This is a genomic window from Mesorhizobium sp. Pch-S (assembly GCF_004136315.1).
In the GTDB taxonomy this organism is placed as follows: domain Bacteria; phylum Pseudomonadota; class Alphaproteobacteria; order Rhizobiales; family Rhizobiaceae; genus Mesorhizobium.
The window spans coordinates 5,609,822-5,630,412 of record NZ_CP029562.1 but is presented as its reverse complement, the minus strand read 5'-3'; the positions used below and the strand labels follow the sequence as shown (position 1 = coordinate 5,630,412).

Genomic DNA, 20,591 nt, shown 5'->3' with positions numbered 1-20,591 from the left:
CGTAAACAAAATCCAAGTGAGTCCGCAATATCATCGGCTCTATTCTAAGCCATCTTTTACACACTTACTTAGGCGGCACAGAACACCTCCCAGGCCACTACAGTGCCCGCTGACGGCGTAGGGCGCAGGCTGGTGATCGCCCGAAGAGTGCCGTCGATGACGAGTCCGTCGCTCAGGATCGGCGCCACTGGCGGCACGGCAAACGTCACGATGTCGCCGGTCTGCACGATCAAGATGCCATTCTCGTAACGCTGGTCGACACGCTTCACCGCTGCGCCCAGTTCCCACGTCTCAGTCGTCTCAGTCGGCGGGTCCCATTCGTTCGGGCCCGGCGTTGTGGTGACGCGGCGGAGTTGCACGCTCCCCTGCTTGAACTCGCCAAACAGTTCGTCGGCCACGCCGCGGAGTTCTTCGTAGAAGCCGGTCATCCGCGCACCGCCGAAGCTGTGAACGGTTGCCCTATGCCGATCAGCGCAGCGAGTATCCCGTCGATAATCGGCGAGATCGGCTGCTGGCTCGCAACGCCACCGCCACCCACCGCATATTCGACCTCGATGTCTCCAACCTTGGCGCGTTTCTTCACCTTGCCGGGCGTTACGTCTGGCGTGAGCGAACCAGGCGCTGCCAGTTCACGTACCGCTGCTTCACAAGCGGCCCGGACGATCTCGACCGGGATCTCGTCGCTCGTGACCGGAAACCCGTTCATGTCGACAACGCCGACGCGAGGCCATTCCAAAGCCTGCAGGCGGAACTCCTTCCGCTGGCCTGGGAACCGCGTGCGATAGGTGTTGTCGATGTAGGCTGTTGCACGGCGCAGCGCTGCTTCAGCCTTGTCGGTGGGGCTTGCAGGGAACGTGAGCGCGCGCGCAGCGGCATACGCCACGGCATCGCTCACGCTGACGTAGCTTTCTGCATTGGCAAGGCCGGAGCCATCCTCGACGATGAGCATAGTTCACTCGGCCCTACTCGGCCGCCGCCTCTGCATTGAGTTCGTTGAATTGCGCAATCAGCTTGGCGCGACCCGTCATGTGGTGGGGACGCTGACCGCTAGCTGCTTCGATGGCGTCGCGAAGCTGCTCGTCGCTGAACTCCTCGCCGCTGTCGGTACCGAGTTCGATTTTCGGCGCGTCGGTCGGCTGCGCACCTTCATCGAAGGGCTCGTGGAACTTGGCGTCGAAGTCTTCCTCGTTGATCAGCACGTACTCGCCCTGATCTTCGCCCCAAGGCTGAACCTTGATCGTTTTCATGTCGTTGATCCTGATTGAAAGAGGAACGGGCGCACCGAAGCGCGCCCGTCGATGACGGAAGGCTTAGCCGAGCAGCAGGCCGATATGTTCAGGCTTGATTGCGGCGCAGCCCCACGCCAGCGCGACTTCGTACTGCATCTGGCGGTACTGGGCGTACATCGAGACTTCGAAGCTCAGGCCGGTCAGCGCATCGGTCACGATCATGCGATCGATGGCCGAGTCACCCTGCGGCGGCAGCGCCGGAGCGCGAGTGGCCAGAGCGATGGCAGAGCGAGCGAAGAACATGTTGCGCGCGCCCGTTGCAGACACCGTAATCGCCGTGGCCGCAGCCGGGATTGCCTTCTGCAGGCCAGGGGCTGCAATGGTGATGACGCCGCCATTGGACACATCCGTGTCCCCTGCGGCTACAACGTACTTGTTGGTATCACCAGCGAAGCTGATCACATCGCCCGCGAGGATGGTACCGGTGCCGGCCGAAGCCAGGGTGATCGCAGTGGCGCCGACGGCATAGCCCGTGGCGTTGGTGGTGGCCGCTGCGCCGGTACCCGCCGTGAAGGTCTTGATCTGAGCCGACTGGCGCAGCGCAAGGTTCTGCAGGCGATCGGTGATGCCGTTTCGCAGCATGTCTTCGCGGCCGGCTTCGTTCACCTTGAACAGTACCGACTGCTTGCCGCGCAGATTGGCCATGGCGGCGGTGCCAAGGGCAAGCTGGAAGTCGAGGCCCTGAGCACCGTTCTCCTCCAGGATGCGAAGAGCGCCTGCGGAATCGCTCAGGTCAGCAGGGGTGCCGAAAGGCGCGGTGCCCGGGGTACCGTAAGCGCGAGAGGCCTTGGTGTGCAGTGCGGCCAAATCGCCTTCCACCTCGTTCACCAAGGTACGCATGCCCTGCTGGAACTGGTTGGAAAGGATGGTGTTGTAGCTGGCGCCGTTGTTGTCGAGGCCGAGCTTTTCCTCGCCATTCCAGCGGATCGGGACACGGCGAGCTTTGGTGATGGTCATCGGCACGTTACCGATGGTCTGGTCACCATCGTTCGGCGGCGTCACGGCCGGAGTGATATCGGTGGCCGTTGCAGCCGGGGTAACCGGCGACATGACGGTCTGACCAACTGCGGCGCGCGCATAGGTCATGTCCGAGGTCACAGCCGGGATGAGCCCGACCAATTCGCGCGAAACCACGTCCAGCGCGTTGTAGATAGTCGGGACGAGGCCCGTCAGAGTATTACCCATGGTGGCTACCTTTCAGATTTGGGATTGATGTTTGGGGGAATTGGGCCATCCAGCCCGGTCGCCCCGTCCCGCATCCGCGTGGGGCAGTCACAGCGTCGTGGGGACGCTATTCAGTGAGGGTGTAGCCCTCTTTGATCTTTGCGGACTTGGACGCGGGATCGAGCGCATCGAATGCCTGCCGGGACATGGTCTTAGCGCCGCCCTGCCCATTGCCCTGGCTGCCGCGCGAACCGTCGCCTTTGTGGCCGGTACCCTTCAGGATGCTGTCCTTGTAGGGATAAGCATCGACCAGGATCTCCATGGCTTCATCGAACTCGGCGATTTCGCCGGGCTTAGCGCGAGAGAACAGCTTGTTGCCGGCGGCGTCGTACGCCACGACCTTGCCATCCTCGATCTTGAAATGATCGCCGAAGACCTTCTGAGCGGCAGGACCAGGCAGGACGAGCTTGTCGCCGACATACTGGGAGCGAGCAAACCTGCCGCCGATCATCTCACCGTTGAGGGCGAGCTCCAGCTTGTCACCACGCGCCTTCTCAGCGGCCAGCGCTTCGGCATTGGCCTTGTTCGCAGCGGCGACGGATTCCTCAGCTGCTTTCTTGATACCGGCCTTCAGTTCCTCGACCTTGCCAGCTTCCATGAGCTTGCCGGCATCCAGGTTCTTGACCGTTTCCAGTGCAGCACGGGCCGCCTCGCCGTCCTCGATGCCTTCGAAGGCCTTCAGCTTGGTCTCGGCGGCTTCCTTGGCCTCACGGTGCGTCTTGGCCTCGCCATTCAGCCTTGTGATCGTGGCGACGGTACCGACAGCATCGAATGCGACCTCTTTGCCGTCGTCATGGACAAAGACGGGCTTGCCGTCCTGCACCTCGGCGTAGGTCTTCCCTTCGACAGTCACGAGTTTCAGTTTCATTGCTGGTCTTTCTGGGCATCCGCCCGGCTATGGCGCATCCGCGCCGAAACACCCGCCAAACATCCGTTGGGCAGGCAAAATCCAAAACTTGTGTTGATCAGGCCGCGTTTGCCGGCTTGCGAGGCGTCGTTGCAGCCTCAATATCGTCGGGGCTGTCTTCGCCGGGCACTTCTTCGAGCAGGCGCTGCTCTTCCACTTCAGGATCAAACTGAGGCCCGAGCGTGCCGCGGCGCTGCATTTCGTCCCACAGGGTGCGCTGGGACAGGTCGCCATTCTTCCGGGCTTCGAGCAGATTGCCCGTCTCATCGGTGCCGCCGGCATCAATGCCGAAGTCGGTATGCACCGAGACCTCGACCGTGGTCGCGATCTTCATCCACATGCAGGTGAAGACGAAGGCCTGCTCCAACACGTCCTTCAGCCCGTTTGCCCAGACCTCGACGGCGCTGTGCGCCTTGGCGGCGTCGATCGCGGATACCGTGGCGACCAGATTGCCCGACTTTCGAGTGGCTGGCTGAAGCGCGAGCCGTCGAAAGTGGTCGATCTTGTTGTCGACGCTTTCCGATACCGCTGTGATGTTGGCTGCATCAGGCTGGATGAAATCCCAATCAGCCTGGTTGTTTTCGCTTGGCGGGGCGAAGAGCACAGTCTTCGGCCCGACGGTGATCTGGGGCGCGGGTGTCTCGACCAGTCGTTCCCTGCCATCCACGACGACCGGAGCGGTGGTCGGCGCAGGCGGGTTCATCCCCTTCGCCTTGAGCATCGGAGATCCGGCGAAGGTCAGGATCTCATCCTCGCGGCTCAGTGCGCGATAGATCTCCATCTGCATGACCGCCAAGTCGATCAGCGGCGGCTTCACTCGATAGATGCCGGAGCGCTCACCAGTGAAGAACAGGACGATCGGGATCAGGTCGAGTGTGATCGCGCCGCGGCCGACCGAGACCCAAGTGACATCCCTCGTTGTCGCGTCGACCTGCTTCTCAAACAACTCCCATGTCGGCGAAGCGCCATGCGCCGCAATGTCGATAACGCGGACCCGCTCCGTTTCCTTCTCGGCGTAGCCATCGCGCTCGACATGGCATTCACGAAGGCGGATATGCTGGACCAGATCGCGCCCGTTCACCTTGACCGTGTAGAGAGCGAGGATGTTCTCGGCGAGGAGCGGAACCCAATAGGGGCGCGTGCCGGCCTTCTTCTCCTCGGCAACCGTCTTAGCCGGCTCGCTGTCTGGATAGGTGACGTAGATGCCGACCACGCCGGCTGCCACGCCTTCTACGAACTGAGCCCGGGCGAAGCTGTGAAGGTCGTTGCCCTCCCCGTCGATATCCTCAGCAATCTCCTTGATCGCGTCGGGCACTGTCCCCTGCAGCGCTACAGCCTTAGTGAAAGGCTTCGAGCACAGATTGCGCAGCGCGTCGACAAACTCAGGCCGCCAAGGCGTCGCCTCCAGCCGTTTCTTGTAGGCCGAAACAGCTTCGTTCTCGTACCGAGGCAGGTAGAGCTCGCCCTTCTCCTTCACACGGCGAGCGCCGGCGCGGATATCGGCAATCATCGCCCAATCAGGCGCCATAGCCTTGTAATCCGCCGATGGGTTCGACGGATCGTTCTTTGGTTCGAGTGCCATGGCTACCGTGCGGTTTGATAGGTGCCGACAACCGCGGTCGGCACAACTTGGGTCAGCATCAGCGCAGTTAAGGCCCACACTGCAGCGTCGAGGCGATCGGGAGAAGGCATCCCTGAAAGGGGTTCCCAATTCACCATCTGGTCTTCGAGATCGGCTAGGCCTTTCACGTGGCTGACCTTGCCCTGTTCGTAGAGTGCGGCCACAGGTTCGGCTCGAGCTGCTTTGCCGCGAGAAGCGTGGACGATCGTCACTGGCACGGTGGCATCGATGGTGTGGATTGCATGTTTGACCAAATCACCGCCCTGGTTGCCCTCGGCCACAATCCGGTCGGCTTTGAGATCGTGGTAGAGTCTCACCGCGGTTGCCGCCCATTTGCCTGGCGACATGCGGCCCGATGCATCCTGCAGGACGTATCCGCGGTCATCTCGCCCCAATCCGGCTGCAATGATGCCACTCTCCGCACTTTCCTCTTTGGCAGTCACTGCCGGATCGACTGCGACGACAATCCGCTTCATTTCGGGCAACGCGCCCTTAAGCAGGGACTGCTCGACCAAGGCGCGGCTCCATAGAGCCCCCTCGGCTTCCTCCAGCACTTCCGCTTCAAGTTCCTGTCGGCCGAGGCGAGTGCCTTCGTATTTGTCCTTGATCGCCTTGAGGAAGGTCGGGGCAAGGTTGGCAGAATTCGCGAAGGTAGAGCCCCGCGTCACCACCGTGAGCTTGTCCTGCATGATCTCACGCAGGATCTTCAGCGGCTTCGGTGTGGTGGTGATGCAGGTCCGCGGTCGGTCGCCGAGGCGAAGACCGAACATGGCCATGTCCCAGGTCTCGCGCAGATACTTCCATGCCGCGAGCTCGTCGCACCACATTGCTTCGGCCTGAGGACCGCGAAGACGTTCTGGCTCCTCCGCTGAGAACAGGGTGGCAATGGCGCCATTGGCCCACGTCAGCCGGCGCTTGGATGGCTCATAGGATGGGCGGCCTATCGGCTCGCCGGCGTAAGTCCGGTCTCCCGACCAACATACCGCCAGCAACCCGCTTTCGCCCTCCACCATGACATCGCGGGCGTCGGACGCCGTCGGAGCGATGAGATGCAGCCTGGTAGCACCGGCCCTCACCTGCTCTCGGGTCCACTCCGCGCCGGTTCTCGTCTTGCCGAAGCCGCGGCCGGCGAGGATCATCCAGGTTTGCCAATCACCTTCCGGTTCCAGTTGCTCTGGACGGGCGAGAAACCGCCAGTCATGCAGAAGTTCGCGGCACTGTTGATCGGTCAGGCTGCTAAGCGCCTGGCTTCTTACCTCCGGCGGCAAGCTGGCGAGCGATGAGAGATTCAAGCTGTCCTCTTGCGTCAGTCACTGTCACATCGGCGGTAACGCTCGCCTCGATCTTATCGGTGAACAGCGAATGGTATTTTCCGAGTAGTCCCCAGGCCGACACACGGGCACCGTGGGAGCTTCCCTCGCCGGTACGGGTCGCCTCCTCAAACAGACCTTTGAGCACCCTCTCCGCGCTTAGATCGAGCGCTGCGGCCTTCTCTGCCGCTTTTCGGGCGATCGCATCTGCGATGTCTACATTTGACAGCAGCCGCGACCCTTCGCGATTTGCCGTCTTTGCTGCGTATCCAGCCCGGATTGCGGCCTGTGTGGCGTTCAAGTCGATGACGTACTCGGCGACGAAGCGCTGCTGCTTGTCAGTGAGCGTCACGTGAGATTACCTTTGCTTCGACGACGTTGCGGCTAATCGAACGATGGATGGTCACCGATGCAGAAAGCTGAGTACGTCATCGGCCTCACTCCCGATCGTAGCGCGGCACGGATTGAAACCCATGTAGCAGGAGAGATGACAGCGTGGAGCCTCACCAGCCCCGAGGAACTGTCTGAGATCATCGCGTCATTCATCCGTGCAAGGGCGGATATGACCGACGAGGTCCCCACGGATCTTGATCCCAACGCCGCCATCACCGCGCTGGTCAATCCGTTTTGGAAGATCACTCCCGGGCCAGATCGTGATGGCGTCGTTCTGGCTATCAGGCACCCAGGAGCCGGTTGGATGGGGTTTTATCTTCCATCAGCTTCTGCCCAGCGACTGAAGCAGATCCTCAACGAGGCGCTTTAGGCGAATCCCTTCACCGCCGGCCCGCTGACTTGCCCTTTGCCAACGCCTGGGCGAAGCTCTCATGACGGGCATTGGGGAGAATGGGCATGGGGATCAGAGAGTTTGCGGGACGACTGAAGTCCGAAATTGAAACATTGCAGGCCAACGGCCTAGAGGCGGTGACCACCGAGAATCTGATCAACTACCTCGCCAGGGTAGAACAATCACCGGAACCGAACCCGTCGCCGGCCGAGCTCGAACGATATAAGGCAGAACTCACGCAGCACGTTGAGAACATCAAACTCGCCCACGCCACCGACTTGGAAATGTTCCGCTCCGTGATCACACTGGGCCAGAACGCCATCCGCAGCATGACAACGATAAACGGAGGGGCTTCAGTAGCTCTGCTGGCATTTCTCGGGCACCTAGCCAGCATCCGATCATCATCTATCCCGACTTTCGCCGGCTGCCTCGCGCCATTCGTCTTTGGAACACTCCTCGCCGGATTGGTTTCCGGAGGCACGTACTTGTCCCAATGGCTTTATGGATACGACACACCTGCCACAAAGATGGCAGGACTCGTCGCCAACGTCGTCGTGATTTTGCTCGGCCTTGCGTCATTCGCCGCCTTCGGCGTTGGCGCATGGTGGACTTATGACGCTTTCGTCCATACTCCCCCGCTGCCGGGCTAAGCCGCCTGCTTCTGGCGCTTCGCCTCGCGCTGCCGACGCATCTCGTTCCGCTTCTTCGCCCAGGAGAAAGCCGCCTGTGGCTCGTTGCTCATGAACGGTGCAAAGGCATCATCTGCCAGCCATGAATTGAGGTTGTCTCGTTTGCCCGCATCTTCGGCGATCGTATCCGAAACATCCCTGATTTCATGGCCGCATGACAACACCCTGATTTCGGGGTTTTGTGCATGCAAACGCTGTTTCCCGGCAAGATGACGCGAAATTCGCTCCAAGGCACGATCTTTTCGCCTTCTACCAGTCTCGGGATGGATGCCTTCGACAGTGAAGCACCAGCGACGGAATGCCTTGCCGCCAGCCTTGGCACGAGCCCATGCCCATAGCGCGCGGCGCTCGGCATCATCGTCCGTTGCCTGGAGCCAGTCGAACAGGCTTTCGACAAGCGTAATCTCAGCCGCAGTCGGCATGGCCGCCACTCGATCGAAGAACGCTTTGCGCTCGGCCGCCAATGGATCGTCGCCCTCCTCCAGCCAGTCGCCTTGGATGAGCTTGCCCCGCCTCACGACGCGCTTTTCCCTGGCCTTGCCCCAGCCGTTCTTGTCGGCCTGGTCGTGGACATAGGGAAGCTGTTGGGCTCGCAAAGCGTGGGGCCCGACGTGCTCGTGGCTGTTGCGGTCGATCTCGGCCGCTCGGATGAAGATGTTCGCGATATCGCCGATGTTCATGCTCGCCGCCTGTCGTCATAGAGATCTGGTTGAATGGAACGCGGACCAAACGCACGCCACAGCCGTTCGTAGATAAGGCCGGCGAGCGCGCTGCGCATCGATACGTGGCCGCGCAATTCGTGCGTCAAGGCCTGCAACTCGCCAACCGGGCACCGATCCCACACCGCCAGCCATTTGGAGGTATCCTCGACCCACTCGGGCCTTGCCCGGATCAGATCGGACGCAGCGCCGAACACAGCCGCCTCGAGCGCTGCCTTGTTGTTCTCGGTTTCTGCCAGCGTCGTCATCACGAGCCGCGCGTGTTCCATGCCGTGGCGATTGATGATCTTGGCCAGCGCACCGACGGCGCGCGTCTCACCCGGGCCCGGATATACCGACTTCGGCACAATCCGGACTTCGAACTCCTCGCACAGGGCCTGGACGCGGGGATCGATCATTTCGCCGGCCGCTCCTTCAGCCTTTCCACCGTCGTAAACCGATGCCCGCATGTCTCGCATTCCCGGCGCCGTTTGACACCACCAGCGGTAGGGCGTGTCTCCAGCGTCCGCAGGTCTGGCGACTGGCAGGACGGGCAGACAAGGCCGTGTAGGGATGCTGCGGGCTGGTGGACGTTCACTTCAGCCCCCGTCGCATCAAGCCATGCCAGACGGTCTTCGGATCGCGCCGGAACATCTTACCCATCTGCATAAGCGAAAGTTGCGGCTTTGCGCGGTAGACGGCGGCCATAGCGTCATAACGGGCCACGACGAGCTTCCGCGCGCGGCTGGCCGACAACACCTCGGCATAGGTCACGCCATGCTCATGAGCCACGTCCGCGATGATCTGCTGCGCTTCGGTGCGAGGGATGACGATCGGTCGAGCGCCGGCGATGATCTGGGATGCGGGAGTGACGAAGCTCATGCCTGCGCCCTCAAACGGGCAGAAGCGATGCGGTTCCATTCTTCCCTGCCCTTTGGCGTGGGAACCAGAACCATCTGCCCCTTACGATTTGGTCCGCCGTTGGCTACGAGCCCTGCCGCCAGCAGGGCTCTAACCGGCTTGGCATTGCGGGACGCGACTTCGGCGCCGTGTCGAACGACATCGCCAAGCAGCATCTCTTGCGGTGCGGAAAGCTCCGTCATGCCCGCCTCCGCACCCGCTCGACTTTCACCTGCCGGCCTTTGACAATCACCGCACCAAGCACCGCCTCCTGATTACCTGCAGCCAGTGCCGCCCTCTCCCGTCGCCATTCCTCGACGCCTAGGACGTCAGCAACGATCTCGGCCTGCTCGGCTCGGATTTCAGGGTTAAGGATGCGCCTGACACAGTCCTTGGCCGCCTGGATGGCTTGGTGCGCCGTGTCGCGCTCCACTGGCGTGCCGTTCTCGCGGACGAATTTCCAGTTGTCGGTACTGAACAACTTAAAAAGGGGCCTGTAGCGGCCGTTGAACGGCATGCTCGAATAGTCGGGGAGAAAGTCGGGTGTGTTGGCCATCAGAGGGTTTCCTCGAAAAGCTGAGGATCTGGCTCCTCGCGCATGGAGACATAGCGGGTGAACTGCGCCTCGAACCGGACGCGATAGCGCTTGTTCGGATCGCCGAACCGCCATTTCAGGACACCGATTTCGGCCTGGTCCTCGGTCCACTTCTCGCGATTGAAGCGAGCGTTGATCCGGTCTTCGTCCTTATCGTCCTCAGAAGTCTTGATCTGGTTCTGCCAGTACTTCCACGCCCGGTAGAGGTAGAAGACGGCGTCATAATCCTCCCTGCCCTGCTCGCCGCCGAAGATGTCGGTATCGATTGGGCGAGGATTGCGGCGCTTGGCGCCTGAGGCCGATCTCTGCATAAGGTTGAGCCAGACCAGGCCATGTTCATCGGCGAAGTGCTTGAAGACGCCGTTGATCTCGGCAGCGATGCGCCCCTCATGCGCTTTGGGATCGCGTGGACATACCTTGCGGGCGTGATCGACAACGACAAGGCCGGTCTTGCCCAGCCTCCGGCAGAGCGGAAGCAGCGTCCTCTTCACATAGCTGACCAGATGACCCGCGGTATCGTACGAGCCATTGCACTTCCTAATCCGCAGCGGTGTTGTCCTGACATCGGCGAGCGCTTCGATATACCGAACCTTCTCCTTGTCCATCATCGTCCGGTCGCGAATGCGGGTGTTCTCAATCCCCGTCCGCTGGCTGACGATCTGATCGATGATCTGCTGCTTCGACTGATCGAAGGACAGGATCATGACGGGATGGCCATTCGCCAGCGCCTCGCCGACGATCTGGAGTGCGAGAGATGTCTTGCCCTCACCTGAGCCCGACAGCATGCCTATGAGCATGCCCCCCTCCATATCGCCGCCTATTGTCTCCCGCAGTTGAGGAAGTGGCAGTGGAACCACCGGCTTCTTCGCCATGGCCGAGAACGCCGCAACCATGTCGTCGACGATATCTTCAACGTTGCAGTTGTCGTCATCCGGCGCTTCGGCAAAGGCCTCGATGATCTGTGCCTCAGCGTCGCGGCCGATTTGCATTGCCGGCATATCTGGTGGCGCGTCATAGGCGACGTTCACCATCTCCTCGCCGATGATGATCAGGCTGCGGCGCTGTGCCATGTCATAGACAGCGCGCCCGTAGTCCGCGGCGTTGATGACTGTGACGGCCTCGACGGCAAGCCGCGCCAGGTATTGCGCCACGGTCAACTCGCCGACCATCTCGCCGGCCGGCAGGAAGGATTTGATCAGGATCGGATCAACAGCGTTGCCCGACCGGATACGTTCAGATGCCACGTCATAGATTTTTCGGTGCAGCGGCTCATAGAAGTGTGCAGCCTTGAGGAAGTCGGCCACACGATGAAACGCATCGTTGTTGACCAGGATCGCGCCCAATAGCGCCTGTTCCGCCTCAATGTTGTTTGGTGCCTCACGGGCCGGTGTGAAATCGCGGGAGTGCGCGTTCATGCGAATGCCCCCTTGAAATGCCGCAATCTCTTTCTCAAATCTCCTATAGCCGGCGAGAAAAGTCGGCTTAGTCGTTGAAAATGCTGACAAATAGTGAGGAGAATATGAGCAAGACGACCTTCGACAGACCCATCTATCTGAAGGAGGGTAAGCACCTTGTGAGGGAGATCGAAAGCATCGATGACGCGATCGACTTCCTCTACGAATGGCCCGAAGACAGGCGTGATGCGATCTACGAAACCACGCTGAGCACGTGCCTCATGGCTTATGATGGGCTTAAGCCGATCAAGGTGGCCCGAGACGCGATGCGCGCCTTTGGCGTCAAAAAGGGCATCCTTGAGAAAGCACCTGCGGTCCAGCCGTGGATGATCAAGCAAGGATCCGGTGGACTCGTCACTGCTTAGCGATCCTTTGAAGGAGGGGCCGCTTAATGCGGCCTCCTCCGTCATGTCGATGACGTTTGGGAGTTGTGCGTTCACTCTGCCGCCTCCCAAGGAATGTTACCGCGCTGGTCGGTAGCCAAGGCCGTCGCGATCTCACGAACCCAGATCGGCTGCGAGGAAAGCATGAACGTCTCACCGGTCATTGCCAGGAGCAGGGTGGTCCCCATGACGCCAGCAATGGCTTCGGCAGCGTCCGGCGGAACCGCGTTGCCAATACGCTCACGCCATGCCGAATCCGACTGGCCGTCGAGCGAATATCCTTCGGCAACTTCATCTGGATCGACCAGGCTTTGCAGCGCTGCGAGCTCGAGCGTGGTGAACGGCCGGTGCCAAGTACCGTCGAGCGCACGGATAACTGCGACGAGGCGGTCATCGGGTTTCGGCAGCTCAAATAGAGGCTCGGCTTCGGTTTCTCGGGGATCGGCCACGGACCAATTGCCACGATCATGCTTGGCGAAGCCTGGAACGGCATAGGCCGTACCCTTCCATGGCACCACGCCATAGTGGCCGCCTGTCTGGTAGTTCTCTCGCTTGTCACCGAAAGCCGCAGGGCGCGGGTCTGCAACAGACAGCGCGCCACCGGCTACATGCGTTGCGCCTGTTGCAGCCTTTGAGTGCTTCTCCCATGCGCCGACTGATAGGATGTTCTGGTGGGTGTTTTCTCCGTATCCGGGGCGAGGATCGGCGACGGCGCTGGCACCTGATTTTCGATTCCCGACGACAGCATGAGGAGCTTGGTCGAATGGGTTTACATACCAATTGCCCTGCAAATCCTCCGTCGCTTTGCCAGGCCTCGGGTCGGCCACTGCGAAGGCACCATTCGACGGCAGGCTTTCGCCCTGAACTGTTCCGGAAGTCTCACCCCACTTCCGGACGCCATGGGCACCCGAACGGAGATCGTCGACTGGTCTTGGATCGGCGACCGCGAAGGCGCCATTGCCTGTGGTGGATGCTGCGATGACGGTTCCGGCCGGCTCCTTGTACCCCGTTACACGATACTTCGTTTGCTGGTATGTGGCGTCAGCCTCGGCGCGGGGATCTGCAACAGCCAAGCCGCCAGCTGGACCTCCAGGCCCTGCAACCGCAGGCGAAGTTCCCGCCCAGGGCACAATCCGGAAAACGTTATTGAAGCGCGGTTTGCCTTCCATACGAGGGTCGGCAACCGAGAACGTGCCTCCGCCTGGTGTACTTTGTGAGGTAAGGGCACCCGAGGGGCGATCCCACTGGCGAACGCCGTACTGTTGGTTTTCCCGACCGACGAAGCGCGGATCGGCAACAGAGTAGCGACCTTGCTGCGGCGATCGTTGGGACGTGATCAAGGATGCCGTTTCCGCCCATTTCCCGACCCCGAGCAGTCCGCCGCGATCGGCTGGGAAATTTTCGGGCCGAGGATCTGCAACACTGAAAGCGCCGTTTGTTGGGCTGGAACGGCCCGCGACGACGCCGCTGGTATCTAGCCATTGGCGAACACCCAAAACGCCGGCCTGCCATTCGTGATCCGGCATGATGCCGAAATCGCGTAGGGAACCATTCTCGATCGCAAGTTTGTTCAGCGAGCGCCAGTCGGAGCCGGCTTCAACAAAGGCTAGGCGAACCCATGTCTTCCACTGGAGAGCTGGCAACCGGTGCATTGGGCCGGCACGGAGATCACCCGGCAAAGGCAGCCGTTCTAGGATTTCGCCGACGCCGCGTAGGCGCCGCTTTTCTGGCTCATACAGGAACGGAGGAACCTTCGCTTCGTGGCGGGCAACAAGCAGGTATCGCTTCCGGCTCTGGCCAAGGCCGCCTATTTCGCCGCAATCATGCGTCGTCTCGGCGACGGCGTAACCATAAGCGCGAAGCAGTGCGACGATCTGATCGATAAGGAACCTACCGCGCGTCATGATGCGTGGGACGTTCTCGAAGATGATCAGTTCGGGTAAGCCCTCGGGATGGTCCTTCCAAGCTTCAAGCATCAGCCAGACGCCTCGAAGTGTCAGGCCGTTCAGTGCTTGATATTTGTCGGTCATCGAGGACTTTTCAGGTAGAAGTCCCGAGAAACCTTTACATGGCGCGGAAAGGAAAACGACGTGCGGCCGCTCGCCGTGCGCCGCGCGTCGGATATCAGCCGGCATCGCTGGTCGCCATCCAGGAGGCGGTGCCTCACCATGAAACGCTCGATATTGATCCTCGTCAAAGAGGTCCCTAACGGTGCCTTCGACCTTGGCAGCGCGGGAAAAATCGCGAATGGATGCCGGGTCGACATCGATACCGCCTATGCAGCGAAACCGCGCCTTCAGGCTGCCGACACGCGCCGTACCCTTGTTGAAGCCCTTGGCACCACCGCCAAGGCCGCAGAACAGATGGAAGTGCCGGAACTCGATATCAATATTGGTGACGGTCACGCGATCCTCGTCAGGTCTTGACGCTCAAAAAGAGCTTTCACATATTCCGCGAATGCCGCTGCCACTCGATGGGGCGGCCATCCCTCAAACACCTGAAATCGTTCGGAACATTGGAGATTTCGATGAGCGATAAAACGTTTGCCGGACCGGTCTACGTGAAGACCGCGGAAGGGCTGGTTGAGGAGATCGTGCGGCTGGAGGATGCCCTCGATTTTCTCTACGACTGGCCAGAAGACAATCGCAGCACCATTCACTCTACCGCTGTTGATGCATGCGAAGGAGCGTACGACGAAGGCCGTCCAATCCAGGCGGCGAAGAACGCGTTCGTCGGCTTCGCTACATCTGTCGGCATTCTCACAGAAGCACCGTCGCTCCGGCCTCGGTTGACGCTGATGGCTGACGACGGTGTGCCGGCGTAGCGAGATGGTTGGGAGGTTCCGATGCTTTCGCAGCCTTTCAAAGAACCAATACACGTATGGGTAGGCCTGGGATTTCCGCGTCAACTCAACTCCGTTGTCGACGCCTACCAGTTCGCGATGGAGTATTGCGGCAACAGCCCTGAGCAGCGTGCGGCCATTCGAGCCTGCAAAGCGGCATTGACCGGTGATGTCGACGCCGAGACAGCGCGGGGCCTCTTTGTTGCCTTTGCCAGGAAGAAGGGGCTGATCATCGACGAATGGATGCCGCCTGTCATCAAAGGCCGGCCAGATCATCACGTCTGATCGATTCGGGGCGGTCGTAGTCATGCGGCCGCCCTCGCCAAGATCGCCGAGCTCGTGCTACGCATCCGCTCATGGGGGATCGCCGTTTCATTTTCTGGTTCAACGTTATCGTTGGCCCGCTTGTCGGCGGGTTCGCTGCCTATTGGATCGCATCTTCGGTCTTGGGTGAGTACTCGTGGTGCATTGCTGGAGAGGAGCACTGCGTTCGAGAATGGGTGAGCGCACTTAGCGGTTGGGCTGCTGCCGTAGCAGCCGGCGTTACTCTCTTTGCGCTGTACGACCAGCTTCGTGAGCAAAGACGACAGACCGACTTTGTTCTTGGCGATGCTAAGCCCACACTGACAGCGAGACACCCGCAAGACCGACTTGAAGATTTCGCTCTTCGAATTGTTAACTGGAACCGAGTTTCGGCTGACATTCTTCGGGTTCGGGTCGCTTGGTCGAACGTGCCTGTTCAGGTTGGGCTCAAAGAAGTGGGCCTTGGCGACAGGACCGTCGGCATCAACATGGACCCAAACATCAGTGGCATAGTCAGAATTGATGGATGGGAGAACAGAAGTGATGCCCCTCCCTTTGGCGAAATATTCGGCTACGTCAGCGCCGTTGATCGAAGCGTCGCCGACGAAGAGATCAGCGTGGTCTTTGCGGTCGACCTGTTCATGCCAACTGAAATGCCTCGTGTCGTCACACTGGAGGCTAAGTTGAATATGGCGCCAGCTGCGGTGTAGGTGCATCAGGCCGCCCTCGCCATCATCATGCGGTAGGTCTGCGTGGCTTCACCGGCGATTGAGATGCCGACAGCCTCGGCAGCATCTGAGTTCTTCACCGCGATCTTGAATGCCCGGCAGCGCTCAACCGCGGCGCGCTTCCATGCCGCCCGATCGAATCCTGGATTGCGCCCCATGCCGAGGAAATGCTTGCGCCAGGTTGCCGCCGGGATGGTCTCCCATGGAATGCGGTAGGCCGCGATGATCGCGACGGCAGCACAGACCAAGCCCTCAAGCTGCAGCGCATTCGGGTTGATCGTCGCTTCCTCGACGGCGCCGGCAAGATCCTGGCGCACTTTCCGGAACGACTTCACGTTCCGCATCGGCTGCTCGATCGCGACGAAGTCGGGCTTGATGAGGTTTCGTTCGAGCCGGCCGTCAACCGTGCGGGTCTCGTAGAAAAGCTCCCGAAGCTGAACGGCGAGAGACGCAGCCTTTTCTTCGGCATTGTCGCCTTCGGCTTTGATCGTGCCGGTCTTGATGGATGCGAGGGACGATCCCGGCTCGTACCAGGCGAAGCCGGTTGTCGTTGCGATGTCAAGGCCAAGTATGAGCATCAGGCGGCCTCCCCAATCGCCTGCAGCGCCCCGAAGAGATCTGGCACCGCACGTTTGGCCTCGGCTTCCCGACAGTAGTGCAGCCCATCCTTGAATGAGACCTCATTGAGCTCTGACGCCATTCCGCGGCGCCCTTTGAGGATCGCTCGATATGGCACCGTCATCAGGCCGCCGAACGGGTCGTAGACTATGTCGCCCGCAACCGAGAAGCGCTCGATACAGCGGTCGACGATGTCGAACTGCAGCGGGCAGATATGCTTCTCGACGTTCCGCTGCGACTGACTGCCGTTGAGGGTCAGCATCCGCAACACATCCGACCATATCCAGGGCGAATGCGACGCCGGCGCCAGCGCCATGTATTCGGTCGGCAGCCGGTCTTTCGACTGAAGAGCCTCGCCGATGGCAACGACATCTTCGTGATCGTAGACCGTGGCCTCGCTGTAGGACCTGAAGGCCTTCGGTACCGCCTTGGGTGGTATCTGGAGCCATTCGTCACGCGTCAGCAGGCGATTGCCGCTCGAACGCCAATGGGCATGGGCGTCCAGCTGCCAGCGCGCCAGGCTGTACTCTTCGCGATCCTTCGATATCCGCTGGTCCGCGTATCCCTTGGTGCGGTCAGTCTGGGGTTTGTGGAACAGCAGGAGATATTCAGGAGAGCCGACGCCCATTTTCGAGCCGTCCTTCAGCATCTCCGTGTAGCCGAGCCGGTAGTTGCCGTTGTTCTCCGTCACGACATCGGTGTCGATGGTGATCATCCCGCAATAGTCGAAGCCATGCTGGATACCGTGGAAGATCGCCTCGGCATGGAAAGGCGAAACTGTTGGCAGGCCTGCCCCGGTGACATTGCCGAACAGAATGCGGTCTTTGACGTGGCAGGCGTAGATGCGACCCGGCTTCAGGATCCGGAATAACTCCGGAGTGAGGAAATCCATCTGCTGCCAGAAATGGCGGTTGTTGTCGGTGTGGCCGAAGTCGTTGTAGCTGGCCGTGTATTCGTAGTGGTTGCTGAAAGGGATCGAAGTGACGACGAGCCCGACGCTTTCCGCCTCCGTATGCTTGGCTTCATCGACGCAATCATTGTGCGCGATGTGGAAATGCTCGCCAGTCTCGACACGGCGCGCGACACCGATGGAGCGCTTGAGAATGCTTTCCACAGGCAACGAGCCGAGGCCGTACTTGCGGATGATCTCAGTCATCCGGAGCATCATGCGGTCGTGTTCGGCCCACTTCTCTTCAAGAATGCGGCGGGTACCGCGTTCAGCTTCCGAATAGATGATGTCGATGGTGCACTCTTCGGTCTGGCCGAACCGCACAATGCGATAGACGGCTTGAATGAAGTCGTGGAACTTGGCGTCGATGCCGACGAAGATCGCCTTGTGGCAATGCTTCTGGAAGTTGCACCCGGCGCCCGACATTTCCGGCTTGGTCGCCAGGAATTGGAACTTCCCCACCTTGAAGCCGACGGCGAACGCTTCGTTCTTCTCCAGGTCCTGCGAGCCGTAGATCGAATTCACGTTCGGAACGGCCGTCTCGATTGCTTCGCGCTCAGCCTCGAGGTGATGCCAGAGGATACGATGATCTTCGGGTGCCTCGGCGATGAGGCAAACCATCTTCGCTATGCGAGCGGTGAGACTGACGCGCTTTTCCCGCGCGGCATGAACGACGCTGGCGCCTGGATCGTTAAACATGATCCCCTGCCCGTCGCGATCGACGCCCGCCGCGGCGTGATCCGTCTCGACTTCGTGCCAGTTCACCGTAACGGCCGGCAGCACATAACCTTCATCCGAAAAGCCGAGATCTGCCGGCGACTGAAGGAACACGGCCCACGAATTTACCCACAGCCAGAATTCATCCTCCTTGTGCGGATAGAGGGTGAGCTCGTTCGCCTGCTCGCTGTTGCGCTGGAAGAAGCGTGTCAGCGCTTGACCCGTATCCATCACCTGCAGGAAGCCCGCGTAGTGGATCAATTCCTTGGTGCGGTTCGGTGACGGCGTTGCGGTCGCAACGAACTTGAAGCGGACGCCTTCGAACAGCGGAAGGAACGTCTGATAGGTCTTGGTGCCGTACCCGCGAAGGATGGCTGCCTCGTCGAGAGACGCGGCGACGAACTGGCGGGGGTCAATCTTGCCGTCGCGAACGCTCTCATAGTTGCAGACGTGGATGACATCGTCATCGGTCACCTCGTCGTCGCGCCGGACGAAACGGAGTTCGATGGCAAACTCTGCCCGGAAACGCTCCTTCGCTTCGTCGAAGAATTCATGTCGGACGCCCAGCGGCAGCACGATCAGCCGACGGCCGCCGACGAACTTGCCGATCAGGCGCATAAGCTCCAGCTGGATCGAGGTTTTGTGCAAGCCGAAGGCGGCGAAAATGCCGCGACGGCCGCCAGCAAGCGCCCATTTCACGATGGCCCGGCAGTGCGGCGCCAGGTCGGGATTGATTTCGGCGTCATCGATCTCGAAACCGGTTGCCGGCGCAACCTTGATCTTCGCCTGAAGGAACTGCTGATAGTCGGGATGGATGGACACGCCCTACTCCGCCGCTGCGAGTTGTGGCTTGCCGCGCTTGGCACGCGATGCGATTGCGACAGGCGGATCGACCCGCTCCTCCAGCTTGATCAGGTTCGGGCCGAAAACCTCGATCACGACGTTGGCCTGGCGCAGAAGCTCCTGCTTTTCGGCAATCTCGCGCTCCAGCCGCACCTTCAGCGTATGGGCATGTTCCAGCGTGTCGGTGACGATGGTTGCTGCCTTGTCGAGCATGGTCGGCTCGCACTTCGGATGGAACGCAGTCAGATGCTTCTCGACCTCGGCTTCAAAGCCAGCGTCGATGTCATCATCGGGGAAGTTGCGGGTAAAGAAGTCGAGGATGAGGCCCATGGGGGTTACTCCGCAGCTTCCGTGACAGGCTCGGGCTCGAACGGATCTGCGCCCGAGATCAGTTCCGAACCGCCGTCCTCATCGAATTTGCCGGCGAGTTCCTTGTTGATGAACTCCGTTCCCTCGTTGAAACCGCGCTGCCAGGCCTGCCCCTGCTTGCTGTCGGCGCCATAGGGATTGGCGTTGTCCTTGCGCAGTTTGCCGGCGGCGAGACCTTCGCCATAGGCGCGTTCATCTGCAGGCGTCCGATCGCTCTCAAACAGTTCGATCTGACGCGAGACGCCATGGCCGAAGAATCGCGCAATGCGCAGCCGACGCCGCATGGTCTCGATGATCTTGGGCGCGTCCTCGTCTTCGAGTTCCTTCGCCCATTTGAAATCAGCCTTGGTGAAGCCGAGCTTTTCCAGCCGCTTGTAGACGCCGGCCATCTCGCCCTTCGTGCCGGCCATGTCGGCTTCGTGTTCTTTGATCTGGCGGAAGCCATTGAGGAACTGCTGCTCCTCCCACTGCTCGCGCTCGCTGTTGTGGCCAAGGTCGGCCTTTGCTGGTTTCTTTGCCATGCGTGTTCTCCTCAGAATGGGATTTCGTCATCCATGCAGCGCTCGTCGGCGCGGCGCATGTCGGTGAAATCGACATCGACTTTCCGGGCGGAGCCGACAGTTTCGAGAACGAAGAAGTCGATGCCGGGATTGAAGCGAGCCAGACGCGTAGCTTCCGTCCGTGCAGATACGAATGTCTTGTGGCGGACGGTCGGCTGCTGCTGCCCGATGCCGTAGACCATCCAGAACTTGGCTTGATCATTCATCGGGATCAGCCCTCAATTCCGGGGCGATCCATTCGGCCAGCGAGGCCGCGACGGTCCGCAAGCGCATCGCTAAGGAAAGCCTCGTCTTCAAACTCAATGAGCGAACGAACAGAGGTGGTTTCCTTGATGAATGCGGCATGTTCTTTCCTCGCGTGTTGGAGCCGAATTTTCTCTTCCACCACGTGCGCCGCCGCGTGATGCAGTTCGAGCATTTCCCGGAATTTGACGTGAGCTGCGTCACGCTCCCAAAAGGATCGGACCCGCCGCAGCGTCCATTGATCCTTTGGGCTTCTCTCATGGGGAAACAGGTCCTCGAGCAGGCGGTAGGCGGCGTCGATGATCGCGACGCCCTTCCCCGGTCCGCCGATGCGCCGGACGTAGTCCCGGGCGCGTTCGACATCAGCGACACTAGACATTTGCTGTTCCCCGCGTTTGTGGGTTCGATTCCCCATGATCCTGGGTTCCTTCCTTGGCTACGTTGGTGACGTAGCCAGCACGCACGCCAAGGCGCCGAGGCTGGAAGTCGAAGGCAGGAATGAAGGTCGTAAACGATGCGCCAGTTTCAGAAGTTGGAAGGTCGGAAGCCGGCGCAGTTGGAATTT

The 20,591-nt window shown here is 60.6% G+C and carries 27 protein-coding genes; 6 read left to right on the top strand and 21 right to left on the bottom strand.

The genetic code is table 11. The annotated features are described in order from the left end of the window. Positions 1 to 68: 68 nt before the first annotated feature. The 8 genes from C1M53_RS26500 to C1M53_RS26465 all read right to left on the bottom strand — a co-directional run bounded on the left by C1M53_RS26500 (position 69) and on the right by C1M53_RS26465 (position 6,703). Positions 69 to 428 (bottom strand): hypothetical protein, encoded by a 360-nt coding sequence (locus C1M53_RS26500; RefSeq protein ID WP_129414948.1) that lies wholly within the window; start codon positions 426 to 428, stop codon positions 69 to 71. After that, positions 425 to 949, bottom strand: a complete 525-nt coding sequence (locus C1M53_RS26495) for a DnaT-like ssDNA-binding protein (protein ID WP_129414946.1) — start codon at positions 947 to 949, stop codon at positions 425 to 427. The genes C1M53_RS26500 and C1M53_RS26495 overlap by 4 nt, the downstream gene beginning before the upstream one ends. Positions 950 to 962: 13 nt before the next feature. Next, positions 963 to 1,247, bottom strand: coding sequence for a hypothetical protein (locus C1M53_RS26490; protein WP_129414945.1), 285 nt, complete (start codon positions 1,245 to 1,247; stop codon positions 963 to 965). A 63-nt stretch (positions 1,248 to 1,310) separates the two neighbouring features. Further along, complete coding sequence (locus tag C1M53_RS26485; protein ID WP_129414943.1) at positions 1,311 to 2,474, bottom strand: P22 coat - protein 5 family protein; 1,164 nt, start codon at positions 2,472 to 2,474, stop codon at positions 1,311 to 1,313. Positions 2,475 to 2,580: 106 nt separating this feature from the next. After that, on the bottom strand, positions 2,581 to 3,381 hold the full coding sequence (locus tag C1M53_RS26480; RefSeq protein ID WP_129414941.1) for a DUF6651 domain-containing protein: 801 nt from the start codon (positions 3,379 to 3,381) through the stop codon (positions 2,581 to 2,583). A gap of 97 nt (positions 3,382 to 3,478) precedes the next feature. Then, the gene (locus tag C1M53_RS26475; RefSeq protein WP_129414940.1) at positions 3,479 to 5,002 is read right to left on the bottom strand and encodes a DUF4055 domain-containing protein; all 1,524 of its coding nucleotides are present in this window, start codon (positions 5,000 to 5,002) and stop codon (positions 3,479 to 3,481) included. A 2-nt stretch (positions 5,003 to 5,004) separates the two neighbouring features. After that, positions 5,005 to 6,333, bottom strand: a complete 1,329-nt coding sequence (locus C1M53_RS26470) for a terminase family protein (protein ID WP_129414938.1) — start codon at positions 6,331 to 6,333, stop codon at positions 5,005 to 5,007. Continuing rightward, positions 6,278 to 6,703 carry a terminase small subunit gene (locus tag C1M53_RS26465; RefSeq protein ID WP_129414936.1) on the bottom strand — a complete coding sequence of 142 codons (426 nt, stop codon included), beginning with the start codon at positions 6,701 to 6,703 and terminating at the stop codon, positions 6,278 to 6,280. The genes C1M53_RS26470 and C1M53_RS26465 overlap by 56 nt, the downstream gene beginning before the upstream one ends. 57 nt (positions 6,704 to 6,760) lie before the next feature. Between C1M53_RS26465 and C1M53_RS26460 the strand changes: the two genes are divergently transcribed. Both C1M53_RS26460 and C1M53_RS26455 read left to right on the top strand, forming a co-directional pair. Further along, positions 6,761 to 7,114, top strand: coding sequence for a hypothetical protein (locus tag C1M53_RS26460; RefSeq protein WP_129414935.1), 354 nt, complete (start codon positions 6,761 to 6,763; stop codon positions 7,112 to 7,114). A gap of 86 nt (positions 7,115 to 7,200) precedes the next feature. Further along, a complete protein-coding gene (locus C1M53_RS26455; protein ID WP_129414933.1) occupies positions 7,201 to 7,785 on the top strand; it encodes a hypothetical protein in 585 nt (194 codons plus the stop codon). On the opposite strand, the gene C1M53_RS26450 is transcribed toward C1M53_RS26455, so the two are convergent. The 6 genes from C1M53_RS26450 to C1M53_RS26425 form a co-directional block, all read right to left on the bottom strand. Then, positions 7,782 to 8,504 (bottom strand): hypothetical protein, encoded by a 723-nt coding sequence (locus C1M53_RS26450; protein WP_129414931.1) that lies wholly within the window; start codon positions 8,502 to 8,504, stop codon positions 7,782 to 7,784. The two genes, C1M53_RS26455 and C1M53_RS26450, sit on opposite strands and share 4 nt — an antisense overlap. Further along, the gene (locus C1M53_RS26445; protein ID WP_245488296.1) at positions 8,501 to 8,992 is read right to left on the bottom strand and encodes a hypothetical protein; all 492 of its coding nucleotides are present in this window, start codon (positions 8,990 to 8,992) and stop codon (positions 8,501 to 8,503) included. Before C1M53_RS26445 ends, C1M53_RS26450 begins: the two co-directional genes overlap by 4 nt. A gap of 124 nt (positions 8,993 to 9,116) precedes the next feature. Then, a complete protein-coding gene (locus tag C1M53_RS26440; protein ID WP_165358245.1) occupies positions 9,117 to 9,404 on the bottom strand; it encodes a helix-turn-helix domain-containing protein in 288 nt (95 codons plus the stop codon). Then, the gene (locus C1M53_RS26435; RefSeq protein WP_129414929.1) at positions 9,401 to 9,625 is read right to left on the bottom strand and encodes a hypothetical protein; all 225 of its coding nucleotides are present in this window, start codon (positions 9,623 to 9,625) and stop codon (positions 9,401 to 9,403) included. The genes C1M53_RS26440 and C1M53_RS26435 overlap by 4 nt, the downstream gene beginning before the upstream one ends. Then, on the bottom strand, positions 9,622 to 9,978 hold the full coding sequence (locus C1M53_RS26430; RefSeq protein WP_129414928.1) for a hypothetical protein: 357 nt from the start codon (positions 9,976 to 9,978) through the stop codon (positions 9,622 to 9,624). Before C1M53_RS26430 ends, C1M53_RS26435 begins: the two co-directional genes overlap by 4 nt. Beyond that, a complete protein-coding gene (locus C1M53_RS26425; RefSeq protein WP_129414927.1) occupies positions 9,978 to 11,432 on the bottom strand; it encodes a DnaB-like helicase N-terminal domain-containing protein in 1,455 nt (484 codons plus the stop codon). The genes C1M53_RS26430 and C1M53_RS26425 overlap by 1 nt, the downstream gene beginning before the upstream one ends. Before the next feature lie 104 nt (positions 11,433 to 11,536). Here C1M53_RS26425 and C1M53_RS26420 point away from each other — a divergent pair, with 104 nt between their 5' ends. Continuing rightward, the gene (locus C1M53_RS26420; RefSeq protein WP_129414926.1) at positions 11,537 to 11,836 is read left to right on the top strand and encodes a DUF982 domain-containing protein; all 300 of its coding nucleotides are present in this window, start codon (positions 11,537 to 11,539) and stop codon (positions 11,834 to 11,836) included. A gap of 71 nt (positions 11,837 to 11,907) precedes the next feature. On the opposite strand, the gene C1M53_RS26415 is transcribed toward C1M53_RS26420, so the two are convergent. Then, a complete protein-coding gene (locus C1M53_RS26415) occupies positions 11,908 to 14,259 on the bottom strand; it encodes a DNA cytosine methyltransferase (RefSeq protein WP_129414925.1) in 2,352 nt (783 codons plus the stop codon). Between the two features lie 122 nt (positions 14,260 to 14,381). On the opposite strand from C1M53_RS26415, the gene C1M53_RS26410 reads away from it, so the two are divergent. The 3 genes from C1M53_RS26410 to C1M53_RS26400 all read left to right on the top strand — a co-directional run bounded on the left by C1M53_RS26410 (position 14,382) and on the right by C1M53_RS26400 (position 15,709). Then, positions 14,382 to 14,678 carry a DUF982 domain-containing protein gene (locus tag C1M53_RS26410; RefSeq protein ID WP_129414924.1) on the top strand — a complete coding sequence of 99 codons (297 nt, stop codon included), beginning with the start codon at positions 14,382 to 14,384 and terminating at the stop codon, positions 14,676 to 14,678. 21 nt (positions 14,679 to 14,699) lie between these two features. Then, positions 14,700 to 14,981 (top strand): DUF982 domain-containing protein, encoded by a 282-nt coding sequence (locus tag C1M53_RS26405; protein WP_129414923.1) that lies wholly within the window; start codon positions 14,700 to 14,702, stop codon positions 14,979 to 14,981. A 71-nt stretch (positions 14,982 to 15,052) separates the two neighbouring features. Further along, positions 15,053 to 15,709: a hypothetical protein gene (locus C1M53_RS26400; protein ID WP_129414922.1), complete on the top strand. Its 657-nt coding sequence runs from the start codon at positions 15,053 to 15,055 to the stop codon at positions 15,707 to 15,709. A 5-nt stretch (positions 15,710 to 15,714) separates the two neighbouring features. Here the strand turns inward: C1M53_RS26400 and C1M53_RS26395 are convergent, their stop codons facing one another. The 6 genes from C1M53_RS26395 to C1M53_RS26370 are packed head-to-tail and all read right to left on the bottom strand — an operon-like array spanning position 15,715 to position 20,405. After that, entirely contained in the window at positions 15,715 to 16,305 is a 591-nt protein-coding gene (locus C1M53_RS26395) for a hypothetical protein (protein WP_129414921.1), read from the bottom strand. Next, positions 16,305 to 18,833 carry a DNA methylase N-4 gene (locus C1M53_RS26390; protein ID WP_129414920.1) on the bottom strand — a complete coding sequence of 843 codons (2,529 nt, stop codon included), beginning with the start codon at positions 18,831 to 18,833 and terminating at the stop codon, positions 16,305 to 16,307. Before C1M53_RS26390 ends, C1M53_RS26395 begins: the two co-directional genes overlap by 1 nt. Before the next feature lie 3 nt (positions 18,834 to 18,836). Continuing rightward, complete coding sequence (locus tag C1M53_RS26385) at positions 18,837 to 19,184, bottom strand: hypothetical protein (protein ID WP_129414919.1); 348 nt, start codon at positions 19,182 to 19,184, stop codon at positions 18,837 to 18,839. Positions 19,185 to 19,189: 5 nt separating this feature from the next. Further along, a complete protein-coding gene (locus C1M53_RS26380; RefSeq protein ID WP_129414918.1) occupies positions 19,190 to 19,744 on the bottom strand; it encodes a hypothetical protein in 555 nt (184 codons plus the stop codon). A gap of 11 nt (positions 19,745 to 19,755) precedes the next feature. Next, positions 19,756 to 19,989, bottom strand: coding sequence for a hypothetical protein (locus C1M53_RS26375; protein WP_129414917.1), 234 nt, complete (start codon positions 19,987 to 19,989; stop codon positions 19,756 to 19,758). A gap of 5 nt (positions 19,990 to 19,994) precedes the next feature. Continuing rightward, on the bottom strand, positions 19,995 to 20,405 hold the full coding sequence (locus C1M53_RS26370) for a hypothetical protein (RefSeq protein WP_129414916.1): 411 nt from the start codon (positions 20,403 to 20,405) through the stop codon (positions 19,995 to 19,997). Between the last annotated feature and the right edge of the window lie 186 nt (positions 20,406 to 20,591).